The sequence below is a fragment of the Micromonospora arida genome (genome assembly GCF_003857035.1).
GTDB lineage: Bacteria > Actinomycetota > Actinomycetes > Mycobacteriales > Micromonosporaceae > Micromonospora > Micromonospora arida.
Genome location: NZ_QGSY01000194.1, coordinates 13623 through 28576 on the forward strand (window position 1 = coordinate 13623; position 14954 = coordinate 28576).

General features: G+C 69.8%; 14 protein-coding genes. 8 read left to right on the forward strand and 6 right to left on the reverse strand.

What is annotated here, in order from left to right; translation table 11 throughout:
• Nucleotides 1-42: 42 nt before the first annotated feature.
• Both DLJ58_RS18305 and DLJ58_RS18310 read right to left on the reverse strand, forming a co-directional pair.
• Nucleotides 43-270 carry a hypothetical protein gene (locus DLJ58_RS18305; protein ID WP_124858009.1) on the reverse strand — a complete coding sequence of 76 codons (228 nt, stop codon included), beginning with the start codon at nt 268-270 and terminating at the stop codon, nt 43-45.
• Nucleotides 271-335: 65 nt separating this feature from the next.
• Nucleotides 336-2366, reverse strand: coding sequence for a serine/threonine-protein kinase (locus tag DLJ58_RS18310; protein ID WP_124858011.1), 2031 nt, complete (start codon nt 2364-2366; stop codon nt 336-338).
• A 90-nt stretch (nt 2367-2456) separates the two neighbouring features.
• Between DLJ58_RS18310 and DLJ58_RS18315 the strand changes: the two genes are divergently transcribed.
• The 5 genes from DLJ58_RS18315 to DLJ58_RS18340 all read left to right on the forward strand — a co-directional run bounded on the left by DLJ58_RS18315 (nt 2457) and on the right by DLJ58_RS18340 (nt 7302).
• Nucleotides 2457-2651 carry an acyl-CoA carboxylase subunit epsilon gene (locus tag DLJ58_RS18315; protein ID WP_124858013.1) on the forward strand — a complete coding sequence of 65 codons (195 nt, stop codon included), beginning with the start codon at nt 2457-2459 and terminating at the stop codon, nt 2649-2651.
• A 90-nt stretch (nt 2652-2741) separates the two neighbouring features.
• Entirely contained in the window at nt 2742-3200 is a 459-nt protein-coding gene (locus tag DLJ58_RS18320) for a hypothetical protein (RefSeq protein ID WP_124858015.1), read from the forward strand.
• 1429 nt (nt 3201-4629) lie between these two features.
• Entirely contained in the window at nt 4630-5748 is a 1119-nt protein-coding gene (mycP, locus tag DLJ58_RS18330) for a type VII secretion-associated serine protease mycosin (RefSeq protein WP_425271322.1), read from the forward strand.
• A gap of 235 nt (nt 5749-5983) precedes the next feature.
• Nucleotides 5984-6652 carry a Maf family protein gene (locus DLJ58_RS18335; RefSeq protein WP_124858019.1) on the forward strand — a complete coding sequence of 223 codons (669 nt, stop codon included), beginning with the start codon at nt 5984-5986 and terminating at the stop codon, nt 6650-6652.
• Entirely contained in the window at nt 6649-7302 is a 654-nt protein-coding gene (locus tag DLJ58_RS18340; RefSeq protein WP_124858021.1) for an O-methyltransferase, read from the forward strand. The genes DLJ58_RS18335 and DLJ58_RS18340 overlap by 4 nt, the downstream gene beginning before the upstream one ends.
• Before the next feature lie 98 nt (nt 7303-7400).
• Here the strand turns inward: DLJ58_RS18340 and DLJ58_RS18345 are convergent, their stop codons facing one another.
• From DLJ58_RS18345 to DLJ58_RS18355, 3 genes are all read right to left on the reverse strand, one after another.
• Complete coding sequence (locus tag DLJ58_RS18345; RefSeq protein WP_091394415.1) at nt 7401-8156, reverse strand: ABC transporter permease; 756 nt, start codon at nt 8154-8156, stop codon at nt 7401-7403.
• An 18-nt stretch (nt 8157-8174) separates the two neighbouring features.
• On the reverse strand, nt 8175-9134 hold the full coding sequence (locus DLJ58_RS18350) for an ATP-binding cassette domain-containing protein (RefSeq protein ID WP_112601935.1): 960 nt from the start codon (nt 9132-9134) through the stop codon (nt 8175-8177).
• Between the two features lie 122 nt (nt 9135-9256).
• Nucleotides 9257-9868, reverse strand: a complete 612-nt coding sequence (locus DLJ58_RS18355) for a PadR family transcriptional regulator (RefSeq protein WP_124858035.1) — start codon at nt 9866-9868, stop codon at nt 9257-9259.
• 150 nt (nt 9869-10018) lie between these two features.
• Between DLJ58_RS18355 and DLJ58_RS18360 the strand changes: the two genes are divergently transcribed.
• A complete protein-coding gene (locus tag DLJ58_RS18360) occupies nt 10019-11770 on the forward strand; it encodes an acetyl/propionyl/methylcrotonyl-CoA carboxylase subunit alpha (protein WP_124858023.1) in 1752 nt (583 codons plus the stop codon).
• 16 nt (nt 11771-11786) lie between these two features.
• On the opposite strand, the gene DLJ58_RS18365 is transcribed toward DLJ58_RS18360, so the two are convergent.
• Entirely contained in the window at nt 11787-12680 is an 894-nt protein-coding gene (locus DLJ58_RS18365; protein ID WP_124858025.1) for a LysR family transcriptional regulator ArgP, read from the reverse strand.
• A gap of 70 nt (nt 12681-12750) precedes the next feature.
• Here DLJ58_RS18365 and DLJ58_RS18370 point away from each other — a divergent pair, with 70 nt between their 5' ends.
• Together DLJ58_RS18370 and DLJ58_RS18375 are read left to right on the forward strand one after the other, a co-directional pair.
• Nucleotides 12751-13347 carry a LysE/ArgO family amino acid transporter gene (locus DLJ58_RS18370; protein WP_124858027.1) on the forward strand — a complete coding sequence of 199 codons (597 nt, stop codon included), beginning with the start codon at nt 12751-12753 and terminating at the stop codon, nt 13345-13347.
• Nucleotides 13348-13507: 160 nt separating this feature from the next.
• Nucleotides 13508-14947 carry a GuaB1 family IMP dehydrogenase-related protein gene (locus DLJ58_RS18375; RefSeq protein ID WP_124858029.1) on the forward strand — a complete coding sequence of 480 codons (1440 nt, stop codon included), beginning with the start codon at nt 13508-13510 and terminating at the stop codon, nt 14945-14947.
• Nucleotides 14948-14954 lie beyond the last annotated feature (7 nt).

Below are 14954 nucleotides of genomic sequence, written 5' to 3' on the forward strand. Positions count from 1 at the left end.
GTCGACAATCGGTCCGGCTGCCGCCACACCACCGGGTACGGGTCAGGCCCGCCGCCGGCTCAGGGCCGGCACCACAGCATCCTCACGAGCCAGCGCGCCCCTGCGGGTCAACCGCCAGGCGGCAGCGCCAAAGCCGGCAACGATCACGACGCCGAGCAGTGCGATGAGCACCGAAACCCCCGCGCTGACCAGCAGCAGGATCGCGTCGCCGAGCGCCACGAGCATCCACAGTGCCAGCCGGGGCCGAGTGTCCCTCCGTCGGTAACCCATGTCGTGCCTCCTTCCGTCGTCGAAGGTCAATTACCCACGACGGCGCAAGGTCATGCGAAGGATTTTCAGTCCTGACGGTCGGGCACGAAACCCTTGGCGATCCGGTCGAAGTTCGGCAGGTTGGCCTGCCAGTCCTTCTGGGCGATCTCCCACCGCAGGGCGTAACCGCGGTTCTTGGCCGTAACGAACCCGCGGTTGCGGACGTGGATCCGCTGCCCGTCCCGAGTCTCCAGCCACTCCCAGTCCGCGCAGGTCTTCCAGAAGGTGCAGCGCTCGATGCCGAGGTACTGGTAGTTGTCAACTTCGGTCTTGCGGCCGCCCTCGATGCTCTTCCAGTCGGCGTAGGCGTCCTTCTTCGGGTTCGGGGTCCACTGCACGAGCAGCTCGCCCGGCCCATCGGGATCCTCGAAGACGACAGTGTTGAAGCCGCCCGATCGACGCACCCAACCATCGGGAATCGGCAGGGAGAAGCCGCCGGGATCCTTGTGCAGCTTCCAGCCCGCTGGCAGCGCGTTCGGGTCGACCGAGGGGGTCGCCGACGCAGACGGGCTGGGAGCACCTGTGGCGGAGGGCGGTGGCGCTGGCGCAGCAGAAGTCGGGGCGGCCCCCGAGGTCGCGGCCGCACCGGTCGGGTTGGCCTGCGGGGTCTTGTCGTCGTCCTTGGTCAGCATCGGCACGACCACCACGAGGCCGATCAGCAGCAGCGCGACCACAACGCCGATCAGCAGGTTACGTCGGGTGTTGTTCGGCTTCGTGCCGTCCGAGGGCGGCACCGCCGCGCGGCCGGCCGGACCCACCGGCGGCATGAGCGACGTCGGCGTGGTCGGCTTGCGCTGCTCCGGAGCCACCGGCGGACCGTCGACAACCGTCGGCTCGTCGTCCACGTTCGTCGTACCGTCGCCGCTCGTGTCGGGCGCGGCCGTGACCTTCGCGGTCGGCTCGGCATCGGACGGGTCGGCATCGGACGGCGCCGGGCGGTCGATCGTGGCGGTCGGCTCGGCCGGCGCCGCTGCGGTCGGCTCGGCCGGCACCACCGCGGTCGGGTCGGCGCCCGCACCGGAGGAGACGACGGCCGTCGGAGTGGCATCGGCGGCCGGAGTCGCGGCGGCAGCGGCGGTGGCGGCGGAGATCGTCGGGGCGGCGGCCGGCGGCGGTGACACCGGCCGGTCGACACTCTCGGCCGGTCGCGGGGCCGGCACCACCGGCAGGCGCGGCTCGCGCGGACCGTTCGGCCCAGGCCGGCGTACGCCATCAAGCAGTGAGATCCCGCGCGACCGCTTGCCGCCGGCGCGGCGCAGCAACCGCTCCGCCACCTCGGCGGTGATCCGCTCGTTCGGGTCCTTGCGCAGCAGCCCGTTGAGGACGGCCTTGAGCGGACCCGCGTTCTTCGGCGGCGGAATCGGCTCGGTGGCCAACGCGGCCAGGGTGCCGATCGCCGACGGCCGGGCGTACGGCGACTTGCCCTCGACCGCCGCGTAGAGCGTCGCGCCCAGCGACCACAGGTCGGCCTCCGGCCCGGCCGTGCCGTCCCGAGCGCGCTCGGGCGAGATGTACGCAGGTGAGCCGAGCACCATGCCGGTGCGGGTCACGTTGGGGTCACCGGGGATCGTGGCGAGACCGAAATCGGTCAGCACCACCCGGCCGTCGTCGCCGAGCAAGACGTTGCCGGGCTTCACGTCGCGGTGCATGACACCCGCCTTGTGCGCGGCGCTGAGCGCACCCAGCACACCCAGGCCGATCTCCACAGTGCGGGCCACCGACACCGGGCCGTCCTCGGCGAGAGTGTCCTGCAACGACTTCGACGCCACGTACTCCATGACGATCCACGGATCGCCGTCGGTGCGCAGCACGTCGAAGATGCGGACGACGTTGGCGTGGTTGAGCCGGGCGATGGCCCGCGCCTCCCGCAACGAGCGCTCGCGCATCTCGCGGCGTTCCTCATCGGTGAGACCGGGCGGCGGCACCAACTCCTTGATGGCGACGTCCCGATGCAGCACCTCGTCGCGCGCCTTCCACACCCGGCCCATGCCACCCTGGCCGAGCGGCGACAGGAGCCGGTATCGGTCAGCGACGAGTTGGGGAAGCGCGTTCGACATCGGTGAGACGGTACCCGGACCCGCTGACGCTCACACCGCCGGCACGCCACTGTGCGCTTCGCGTAACTTCGCGCCGCGTACCCTGGCGGCATGTCTGCCGAAGAGCCGCTGCTCCGGGTCGTCCGCGGCGTGCCCACCGCCGAGGAGTTGGCCGCTCTGGTGGGGGCGATCATCGTCCGAACCCGCCCAACCGCCGCCCCCGTCCCGGCGACCACATCCGCCTGGGCGCGCAGCGGTCAACCCGGCGGCTCCCGCGGCTGGCGCGCCGCCGGCCTGCCCCGCTAGCCCGAGACCTGCCGCGCGGGGGCTGTCACGGTGGCGTTGAGCCGTTAACCTCACTCAGGGAAACGGTGCCGCTACGGGTAGGGAGGATCCATGATCCCCGAAGAGGACCGGCCAGCACCCTGGCTACGCGGTTACGGCGGCATCGAAGCCGACATCAGCCAGCTCAGAGAGTTCGCCGACCGGCTCGCCGCCGAGGTCGAGAGCAACTACGCGCCGCACCTGTCGTACATCGCCGAAGACATGTCCGCGAAGCTGCCCAACCCCTGCGACGCCTTCATCGAGTTGGTCACCTTCCTGCACGCGCACCACGAGACGCAGCAGGCCACCGCCGACATGGTGTACGCCGTCCGAGGCGCCACCGGCCACCTGGCCGCCGCCGCCGATCAGGTCGCCACCCACTACGCCGACAGCGACGCCTTCACCGCCGCCCGAGTGGTGGACGTGCAACGAGCCCTCGCCAACCCTTTGAACATGCTGCCCGGCGGCCCCACGTCGATGCTGACCGACCCGACCGGTCCCGACGCCGAAGGGCCGGTGGTGCTGCCGTGATCGAACGGGGCACCGGCCGCACCTCCGGCCTCACCGACTGGCACCTCATGGACGTCAACAGCATGTGGGCCTGCCTCCAGGACCACGACACCGCCAACCACTGGAAACAGGTCGCCGGCTGGCGCAAGGTCTGCGACCTGGCGCAAACCCACCTCGGCCGCCTCCAGCAATACCGACGCGGACTCGCCGAGGCATGGCCCCCCGAAACCAGCGCCGCCTCCCGCACGTACCTTGCCGAACTCGACGAACTCATCGACAAGGTGCAGCGCACCCACGACGCCGCCGCCGCGAACTACACCGCACTCTCCGCCGCAACCCAGGCCATCGGCACCACCCGCGCCGCACTCGGCAAGATCTACGAGGAGTACGCGACCAAGTTCCAACAGAAGCGGGCGTACGAGTCGATGGTCGCCGACCCGAAAGCGGTGATGGGCAACCGGACCACTACGCCGCCTGTTGCTGATGGGGAGCTGGAACGGCTCAACGTGCAGGCCCGATCCATGATGTACAACCTGAGCGGCGAACTCCAACAAGCCCAAGCAACCCTACAAAAACCACCCGCGGCGCCCACGCGCCCAAGGCGAGACCCGTCAGACTCAGACGCTTATGACTCCGCACCAACAATTCCGCCAATCCTACCTCTACCCATGACTGTCGGCGCAGCCCCGTCTTCGCCTTCATCCAGCGCGACGGGTGGTTCGCAACTCGCTTCGATCGCCCCCGTGATAGGTCCGATACTTGGCGGCACCAGCCCCGCAACTGCGCCAACTACTCAGATTCCTGGAATTCCCGGAATTGGAGTTTCCACCCCGCCGCCCGGCATGGGAACGCCGACACCGCTCCCACCTGGCCCGATACCTCGGGCCCCAATCTTGCCCTCTGAAGGCAAGCCGGGAGTCGAAAATCGGCAGCTTCGCGGAAATAGCAATGGCGTCCCATCCCCGCAGCCGCCGACGCGGTCAATGCCGCCGAACGGAATTATCGGTGGAGCACCTGGCCTTGGGCTAGGTCAGCCCGTATCCCCATCCAGCCCGACACGAAAGGTTAATCCAATTGGTGGCGTAATTGGTGGCGGTGGCGCTGGCACCGCGCCTACCGGTGGGGCCGGTTCCCGGCCAGCCGGAGGCCGGGGTTTACCTGGACGGCACCAGCTTCCGCCCATCGGTGGCGCCCCCGGGCTGGGCGGCGCTACATCTTCGGGTCTGGGCGCCACCTACCCGCCTAACCATCCCGCACAAAGGGGACAGAATTCAGATCGGCGAGCCTGGGATCCCGATCATCCGTGGGAGATCGACCAAGGGGTAGACCCTGTCGTCCGCCCACCAGAGGAACAGAGCCCGCCTGATCCTGGCCCCGCAATCGGCTTCAATCGCTAATGAATCGCAACCGTCGAGCCCTGCGGATATTGTCAGCAATTTTTTCGTTAACACTGTCTGCAGTGCAAGCTTCAGCGGGAACGAATTCTCAATTCCCGAGTGGCGAGCCCGGCGAGATTAGCAGAATCAGATCGGACCAGTGGCACCTTAGTTACCTCAATACTTCCAGCGCTCAGCGCGTTAGCCGAGGAGCGGGGGTAACTGTCGCAGTCCCAGACACAGGAGTCCAGCCGCACCCCGACCTCCGAAAAAACCTCTTAAGAGGCACTGACATCATCGCCGGCGGAGATGGCAGCGGGCAGCGCGATCAGAACAGCCATGGCACCGGAATGGCTGGTTTAATCGCTGCGCATGGGCAGGGGGGAAATTCAGGCGCCTTGGGAATAGCTCCAGATGCGCAGATACTTCCAATTCGCGATACGCCTGCCGACGGCGAAGGCAAGGCCGAAGACTTGGCCGCCGGAATCGATTTTGCAGTCCTCAACGGAGCTGATGTTATTAGTATTTCGTCGGTGGGCGGCGCCGGCATCCCATTGCGGCGGTCAATAAGATCAGCACTCGCGGCAGGTGTGATCGTGGTGGCATCCGGTGGCAACCGCCCGCAGGATTCTTCAGTTGGTTATCCGGCGTCAGAGGATGGAGTCATCGCGGTCGGTGGAATCGACCGAGATGGGAAGCGTGCCGCCGTCTCGGTCACTGGGCCGGAGATTGACGTGGTTGCGCCCGCCGTCGACATCTACAGCACCAGCATTGACGGCAAGTACCGCAAAGGCACCGGCACCTCTGACGCGACGGCGATCGTGGCGGGCGCGGCTGCCTTGATCAGGTCCAAGTACCCATACCTGCCGGCCCGGGAGGTGGCGCACCGGCTCACGGCCACCGCCCTCGACAAGGGACCTCCTGGGCGTGACGACGAGTACGGCTACGGAGTGATCGATCTTGTGGCGGCACTGACGGCAGACGTACCGCCGCTGGGGTTTGAATCGGTGAGCGCTCCGGCCGGTGCTGGCCCGACCACGACGGCTGGCGCTCAGCGGGGTGATGAGAGCGATAGCGCGACCGCGCGCGGCTTGGCCACTCTCGGGGTGCTCGTGGCTGCCGGGGTTGGGTGGGCCGTTTTAGCGCGGCGACGCCGGCGTGGTGATGATCCGCCGCCCAGAATCAGTCGCTGATCGATCAACGAAGCGGTGATCCACTCGACTTTCAGGAAACTGCGGTGTCCGGGGCGCGGGGATACCGCGTTTTCCTGAAAGTCGAGTGGATCAAGGGCGCCGGACCACCGGGCAGCCCGACCGCCCCGACCACCTAGCCGCCCGACTACCCGACCACGACCGGCGGGCCGCCGAGCGGGTGGGTGCTGGGCGGGGTGTCGGTCTTGGTGGAGGGTTGGGCGGTAACGTCGGGCTGGTGTCTGAGACTTTGCCGCTCCGCCTCGTGCTCGCTTCGGCGAGCCCTGCCCGTCGTAAGTTGCTCCAGGCTGCCGGCGTCGAGCCGGAGGTGCTGGTCAGTGGGGTGGACGAGTCCCTGGTGGTGACCGAACGGGCCGAGGAGTTGTGCCTGGAGTTGGCTCGCCTGAAGGCGCAGGCGGTGTTGACCCGGCTGAACCCGACCGCCGATCAGCGGACGTTGGTGATCGGCTGCGACTCGGTGCTCGCCTTCGACGGGGAGATCCTCGGCAAGCCGGCGGATGCGGCTGATGCGACCCGGCGGTGGCTGCGGATGCGGGGACGCAGCGGCGTTCTGCACAGCGGGCACTGCCTGGTCGACGTTACTGCGGGCCGGCGTGCGGAGGCGGTCGCGTCGACCACTGTCCACTTCGCCGACGTCAGTGACGACGAGATCGCCGCGTACGTGGCTACGGGTGAGCCGCTGGCGGTGGCCGGCGCGTTCACGATCGACGGGCTGGGTGGGCCATTCGTGGAACGGATCGAGGGTGACCCGGGGACGGTGGTCGGGCTTTCGATGCCGCTGCTGCGCCGGCTCCTCGCCGAGCTGGATCTGCGGATCACCGACCTGTGGACGAAGGTCGCGCCGGGCGGCCAAACGGTCGAGCCGCTCGGTAACGTCCGGTCATGACCACCAAGTCGATCCCGCTCACCAACGAGCTGCACGCCTATCTGGTCGCACACGGCTCCCCGCCGGACGAGATCATCCGTGACCTGGCCGAGGAGACCCGGTCGGTGCTGCCCGAGCACGCCACCATGCAGGTGGCTCCGGAGCAGGCCGCTTTCCTGACGTTCCTCACCCGGCTGCTCGGCGTGCGGCAGGCCGTCGAGGTCGGCACGTTCACCGGGCTCTCGTCGCTGGCGATCGCCCGCGGGTTGCCCGAGGACGGGCGACTGACCTGCTTCGACATCTCGGAGGAGTTCACCGGCATCGCCCGGCGCTACTGGGCGCGGGCCGGCGTGCAGGATCTGATCGACCTGCGCATCGGCCCGGCCGCGGACGGGCTACGGGAGTTGCCGCACGAGCGGCACCTGGACTTCGCATTCATCGACGCGGACAAGACCGGCTACCCGATCTACTGGGCGGAGCTGGTGCCCCGGATGCGTCCGGGTGGGGTGATCGCCGTCGACAACGTGTTGCGTGGCGGGCGGGTCATCGCCCCGCAGGACGCTGGGGACCGGGCCATCGCCGCGTTCAACGACGAGGTCCTCGCGGACGTACGGGTGGACCCGGTGATGCTGCCGATCGCGGACGGCCTCACCCTCGCCCGGGTCCGCTGACCGCCGACAACCGCTGACCGTCGACAGCCGCCTCACACGGTAATTGGGGTGTCCCCAACTGGGGACACCCCAATTACAAGGAACAGCGGAGGCCTGGGTCAGCGGACGCTGCGGGCGAACTGGCGGGCGGCCCAGTAGACGCCCAGCGCGGCGAGGACCGCGGTGATGCTGAGGCCCTGCCAGACCTTGTCGCTGCCCAGGTCACCGGCGAACAGCGCCCGGGTGCCGTCGACCGCCCAGGAGAACGGGTTCCAGTTGGCGATGCCCTGCAACCAGCCGGGTGCGAAGGTCAGCGGCAGCAGGATGCCGGAGAGCAGCAGCACCGGCTGCGCCACGGTGTTCATCAGCGGGGCCAGTGCGTCCTCGCTCTTGACCTTGAGGGCGACGCCGTAGGAGACGGCCGAGGTCATGAGGGCGATCAGGGCGAGCATCAGGTACGCCAGCAGCAGGTCCCCGATGAACACCCGCAGGTCGAAGATGAGCGCCAGGAGCGTGATGATGACCGCCTGCACCATGAGCGAGACCACGTCGCGCAGCGAGCGGCCGAGCAGCAGGGCGAGCCGGCTGATCGGGGTGACCCGGGAGCGTTCGATGACGCCTGCTCGCAGCTCGGCGATCAGGCCGAAGCCCTGGAACAGGCCACCGAAGATGGCCAGCAGCACCAGCAGACCCGGTACGAAGATCTTGTAGGCGGCGGCCTGGGTGGGCGCGTTCAGCGCGGGCTTGAGCAGCGGGGCGAAGAGCAGCAGGTACATGACCGGCTGGAACACGCCGACGAAGACCCAGACCGGGTTGCGTAGCAGGAGTTGGGTCTGGCGCTGAAAGATCAGCCACGTGTCACGGGCGAATTTCATGAGAGTCGTCTCCGGTGGTCAGGACTCGCGCAGCGAGCGGCCGGTCTTGGTGAGGAAGACGTCGTCCAGGCTGGGTCGGTGCAGCTCGATCGAGCGCAGCTCCAGCCCGGCGTGGTCGAGTCGGCGCAGCACCTGCGGGATGGCGGTGGCGCCCTCGTCGACGTAGAGGCGCAGGCCGCCCTCGTCGACCGTCTCCAGCTTGTTGACGTACGGCTCGCCGTCGAGCGTCTGGGCGGCCTGCGGGGTGGCGGCCAGGTCGAGACCGACCAGCACCACGTCGCCGGAGATCTCCCGCTTGAGCTCGGTTGGCGTGCCCTCGGCGACCACCTCGCCGTTGTCCATGATCGCGATTCGGTCGCAGAGCGCGTCGGCCTCGTCCAGGTAGTGCGTGGTGATGAAGACGGTCATCCCGTCGGCGCGGAGCCGGCGGATCTCGTCCCACATGTGGGCGCGGCTCTGCGGGTCGAGTCCGGTGGTCGGCTCGTCCAGGAAGACGATCTTCGGCTCGTGGATGATGCCGAGGGCGATCTCCACCCGGCGACGCTGGCCGCCGGAGTAGGTCTTGCACTTGCGGTCGGCGTACTCGGTGAGCTGGAAGGCGTCCAGGGCGCGGGCGGCGCGCCGCTGCGCGTCGGCCTTGCTGATGCCGTACATCCGGGCGTGCAGCACCAGCTCTTCGCGGGCGGTGGACTCGTCCCAGGTGCTGCCGCCCTGCGGGACGTACCCGATGCGGCGGCGCACCTCGGCCGGGTCCTTGCGCAGGTCGGCGCCAGCGATGGTGGCCTCGCCGCCGTCCGGCTCGATCAGCGTGGCGAGCATCCGCAGCGTGGTGGTCTTGCCGGCGCCGTTCGGGCCGAGGAAGCCGAAGATCTCGCCCTTGGCAACGTCAAGGTCGACGCCCCGCACGGCGTCCACCGTCTTCGTCTCTCGACCCGCGCGGGAGCGGAACGACTTCCGCAGCCCCCTGGTCTCGATCATTTCTGCTCCTGGTCGTTTCGGGCCGGCCGGGCCGGCCGTCAAGTGGGACGACGCCGGACGGCGCACTCCCCCGCTGTGCCGCCAGCAGGCTAACGCGATATAACTTTCTTAGTCAACGTTGATTATTCCGCGTCGGTGTCGGGCGGCTCCGCGCCGTCTTTCCACCCTGACCAACCCTGCGCTTCATCCAGCTCAGCAGGCAGGTACGACACTCCGGAATCGATCCGCTCCGCGATCCGCTCGCACCAGCCCATCTCCGCCTCCGCCCGCGCCGACCACAGCTCGAACATCCAGCCCACGTGCGCCGGCTTGCGGTTACGCACCCAGTCCGACTCCAGCGAGGCGCGCATCGACTCGATGCCGGCCCGCAGCTGGTTGGCCCGGTTGCGCAGAGCGGCGGCGGCCTCGTCCCGCGGCATGGCCGGCAGGAAGGAGAAGGCGGCCACGAACGGGTCGGGGGGCTCGCTGATGGTCCACCAGGAGTTGCGCAGCAGCGTCTCGAACTCGTCCTCCCCCTTGACCGTCACCTCGTACGTGGTCCGCGCCGGACGGGCGCCCACCTGCTCGGTCGCGACGGCGCGGAGCAGCCCTTCCTCGGTGAGTTTGCGCAGGGCGTGATAGATCGATCCGGGCTGTATGTTCGCCCACTTGTCGGCGCTCCAGCTCAGCAGCTCACGGCGCACGTCGTAGCCGTGCACGGGCTGCATCCACCGCACCAGACCGAGAATCATCATCCGAGTCGAAGACACCCGATAAGCGTAATAGCCAAGTTTGACTAAACCGTGGCGGGTGCAGTGCGGCATCCCACACTGAGCGATCGTTAGGGCCGCCGAGGGCGGCCGATACACTCCCCGTCAGTAACCTGCCCGGGAGGAGCCACCAAGGTGCGCAAGGTACTCATCGCCAACCGCGGCGAGATCGCCGTCCGGGTGATCCGCGCGTGCCGCGACGCCGGCCTGGGCAGCGTGGCCGTGTACGCGGACTCTGACCGCGACGCCCTGCACGCCACGCTCGCGGACGAGGCGTACGCGCTCGGCGGGGACAGCGCGACCGAGACCTACCTGCGCATCGACAAGCTGCTCGACGTCGCCACTCGGGCCGGCGCCGACGCCGTACACCCGGGTTATGGCTTCCTCAGTGAGAACGCCGACTTCGCCCAGGCCGTCATCGACGCCGGGCTGACCTGGATCGGCCCCACCCCGCAGGCGATCCGCGACCTGGGCGACAAGGTCACCGCCCGGCACATCGCCCAGCGGGCCGGCGCACCGCTGGTCCCCGGCACCCCGGACCCGGTGGCCAGCCCGGACGAGGTGATGGCCTTCGCCGTCGACCACGGCCTGCCGGTCGCGATCAAGGCCGCCTTCGGTGGCGGCGGGCGCGGCCTCAAGGTCGCCCGCACGATGGAGGAGATCCCCCAGCTGTTCGAGTCGGCCACCCGGGAGGCGGTCGCGGCGTTCGGTCGGGGCGAGTGCTTCGTCGAGCGGTACCTCGACCAGCCCCGGCACGTCGAGGCGCAGGTCCTCGCCGACCAGCACGGCAACGTGATCGTGGTGGGCACCCGGGACTGCTCGTTGCAGCGGCGTCACCAGAAGCTCGTCGAGGAGGCCCCCGCGCCGTTCCTCACCGACGCCCAGCGCGCGCAGATCCACGACAGCGCCAAGGCGATCTGCCGCGAGGCCGGCTACCACGGCGCCGGCACTGTGGAATACCTGGTCGGCGTCGACGGCACCATCTCCTTCCTGGAGGTCAACACCCGACTCCAGGTCGAGCACCCGGTCACCGAGGAGACCGCCGGCATCGACCTGGTCCGCGAGCAGTTCCGGATCGCCGACGGCGAGAAGCTGCGGATCACCGAGGACCCGACGCCGCGCGGGCACGCGATCGAGTTCCGGATCAACGGCGAGGACCCGGGCCGCAACTTCCTGCCCGCCCCCGGCACTGTCACCGCGCTGCGCCTGCCCAGCGGGCCGGGTGTGCGGGTCGACACCGGCATCTCGGCCGGCGACGTGATCGGCGGCAACTTCGACTCACTGCTCGCCAAGGTGATCATCGTCGGTGAGACGCGGACCGAGGCGCTGGAGCGCGCCCGCCGCGCACTGGACGAGATGGTCCTCGACGGGATGGCCACCGCGCTGCCGTTCCACCGGCTCGTCGTGCGGGACGAGGCGTTCACCGCCGAGCCGTTCACTGTGCACACCCGGTGGATCGAGACCGAGTTCCACAACACCGTGCCGCCGTTCACCGCCACCGCCGGCGCCGCCGAGGCGCCGGCCGAGCGCGACACCGTCGTGGTCGAGGTGGGCGGCAGGCGCATCGAGGTCAGCCTCCCCGGCGGCTTCGGCGGGAGTACGACCACCGCGGCACCCGCCGCCCGCAAGCCGACCCGGCGCGGCGGCGGTGCCAAGGGCGGTGCTCCGGTCGGCGGCGACGCGCTCACCTCGCCGATGCAGGGCACCATCGTCAAGATCGCGGTGGCGGACGGCGACACAGTGGCCGAGGGCGACCTGGTCGTGGTGCTGGAGGCGATGAAGATGGAGCAGCCGCTGCACGCGCACAAGGCGGGCACGGTCAGCGGCCTCAGCGCCGAGGTCGGCGCCGTGATCACCGCCGGTGCCCCCATCTGCACCATCGCCTGAGCCGTCCGGCGGACGATCAGCGCAGGGTTTCGGCGGCGACCGCGCGGACGGCGACGGTCAGGGCGTTCAGCACGTCCGACTCCAGCCGCCAGTGCTGCCAGTACAGCGGAGCGTCGAGGTGTCGGCCCGGCGCGAGGTCGACACAGCGACCGGCGGTCAGGTCGGCCTGGGCGATCTGTTCCGGCACCAGACCCCAACCCAACCCGAGCCGGATCGCCTCGCTGAAAGCCGGCACCGACGGTACGTAGTTCACCGGCGGGTCGAGCGGTCGACCGACCACCGCCCGGATGAACCGATGTTGCACCCGGTCCTTCCGGTCGAAGACCAACAACGGGGTGCTCGCCAGCGCGGCGGCGGCGAACCCTGCGGGGAAGTGGGACGCCGCGAATTCCGGCGTGGCCAACGCGCGGTAACGCATGGCCCCGAGTCGCAGCACCCGGCAGCCCTGCACGGCCTCCCGCTGGGCGGTGACCGCCGCCGTCACCGAACCGTCGCGGAGCAGCTCGGCGGTGTGGTCCTGATCGTCCTGCCGCAGGTCGAACGAGAGCCCGGCCCGCTGCGGCAACCGGGCCAGCGCGGCGGGGAACCAGGTGGCCAGCGAGTCCGCGTTGACCACCACGGCGACCCGGGTCCGGCCACCGCCGGCCAGCGGGCCGCGGGCATCGGCCAGCGCCTCCCGTTCGAGCAGCGCGAGCTGGCCGGCCAGGCGCAGCAGCGGGCGGCCGGCGTCGGTTGCCACGCACGGACGGGCGCGGCGGACCAGCACCTGGCCGACTGTCTCCTCCAGCGCCTTGATCCGCTGGCTCACCGCTGACGGCGTGACGTGCAGCAGCCGGGCCGCTGCGTCGAAGCTGCCCTCCGCCACCACGGCCGCGAGTGTCCGTAGCTGCGCCGAGTCGAGACCGTCCATTAGTTGAGCTTAAGTTGCGTCAGAATCTTTAGTTGGACTGGTGGCTGTCGACGGTCCTAGCGTCGACTCCGTGCTCACCTCCGCCGTCGCCGGCTTCTCGATCTCCATCGCGCTCATCGTCGCCATCGGCGCCCAGAACGCCTTCGTCCTCCGTCAGGGCCTGCGACGCGAGCACGTCGTGCCCGTGGTGCTGACCTGCGCCGCGTCGGACGCGCTGCTGATCATGGCGGGAGTAGCCGGGGTCGGTTCGCTGGTGACCGGCCGACCGGGCCTGCTGATGGCGATCCGTTGGGGCGGTGCGGCCTTCCTGCTCTGCTACGCGGGGCTCGCCGCCCGCCGCGCCCTGCGTCCCGGCGCTCTGCTGCCCACCGAGCGGCCGCCTGCCACGTTGGGGGCGACCCTGCTCGCCTGCGCCGCCTTCACCTACCTGAACCCGCACGTCTACCTGGACACCGTGCTGCTCCTGGGCAGCGTGGCCCAACAACACCCGCACCGGTGGGTCTTCGGCGCCGGCGCCGCCCTGGCCAGTGTGGTCTGGTTCACCGCGCTCGGCGTCGGCGCGCAGCGCCTCGCGCCGCTGCTCGCCCGCGCCGTCGCCTGGCGGGTGCTGGACGCTGTCATCGCCGTCGTGATGGCCGGGCTCGCCGTGGCACTCCTGCTGGGCTGACCGGTTCGCACCCGGCCGGGCTCGCCGTGGCACTTCCACCGGGCTGCCCGGCACATTCGGCAAGCGCCGACGACGCCACCGGGACCAGGACCGACGACGATGCGAGTGTTTTCCGCGACCACCAGCGGTGGAACCGGCCGCGAGCGGGAATGATTGTCGGGTGCGGTTCCTTCACGGCGCGGCTCCCGCGCACGACCTGACCTATACCGACGTCTTCATGGCGCCGGCCCGCTCCGACCTGGGCTCCCGACTCGACGTCGACCTTTCCACCGGCGACGGCACCGGCACCACAATTCCGTTGGTGGTGTCGAACATGACCGCGGTCGCCGGACGGCGGATGGCGGAGACGGTCGCCCGCCGGGGTGCCATCGCGGTGATTCCGCAGGACATTCCGATCGAGGTGGTGGCGGATGTCGTCGCCTGGGTCAAGCAGCGCCACCTGGTCTACGACACCCCCATCACGCTGGGCCCGACCGAAACCGTGGGCGATGCCATCCACCTGCTGCCCAAGCGCTCGCACGGTGCGGTGATCGTGGTCGACGACGCCGGTCGGCCGATGGGTGTGGTCACCGAGGCGGACACCGCGGGCGTGGACCGCTTCGCGCAACTGCGGCACGTGATGTCCACCGAACTGCACACCGTCCCGGCGGACGCGGATCCTCGTACCGGATTCGACCTGCTCTCGGCGGGCCGTCGCCGACTCGCCCCGGTGGTGGACGCCGAGGGTCGACTGGTCGGGGTGCTGACCCGACAGGGCGCGTTGCGAGCCACCCTCTACACACCGGCCGTGGACGACCGGGGTCGGCTTCGGATCGCGGCGGCCGTCGGGATCAACGGGGACGTGACCGGCAAGGCCGCGGCGCTGCTGGAGGCGGGGGTGGACACGTTGGTCGTGGACACCGCGCACGGCCACCAGGCACGGATGATCTCCGCACTTCAGGCGGTTCGGAAGCTGGACCCGGGGGTGCCGGTGGCGGCCGGCAACGTGGTCACCGCCGAGGGCGTACGCGACCTGGTGGAGGCGGGGGCGGACATCATCAAGGTCGGCGTCGGCCCGGGGGCGATGTGCACCACCCGGATGATGACCGGCGTGGGTCGACCGCAGTTCTCCGCCGTGCTCGACTGCGCGGCTGCCGCTCGCCAACTGGGCCGGCACGTGTGGGCCGACGGCGGGGTGCGGCACCCCCGGGACGTGGCGCTCGCGCTCGCCGCCGGCGCGTCGAACGTGATGATCGGCTCCTGGTTCGCCGGCACCTACGAGTCTCCCGGTGACCTCTACACCGACGCGGACGGCCGGCGGTACAAGGAGAGCTTCGGGATGGCCTCGGCTCGGGCGGTCAGCGCCCGAACCGCCGACGACAGCCCGTACGACCGGGCCCGCAAGGCGGTGTTCGAGGAGGGCATCTCCTCGGCCCGGATGCACCTGGACCCGGCCCGTCCCGGTGTCGAGGACCTGATCGACGAGATCATCGCCGGGGTACGCAGCGCCTTCACCTACGCCGGCGCACGGGACCTGACCCAGTTCCACGAGCGGGCCATCGTCGGCGTGCAGAGCGCCGCCGGCTTCACCGAAGGAATGCCCCTCCCCACGAGCTGGTAACCCGCCC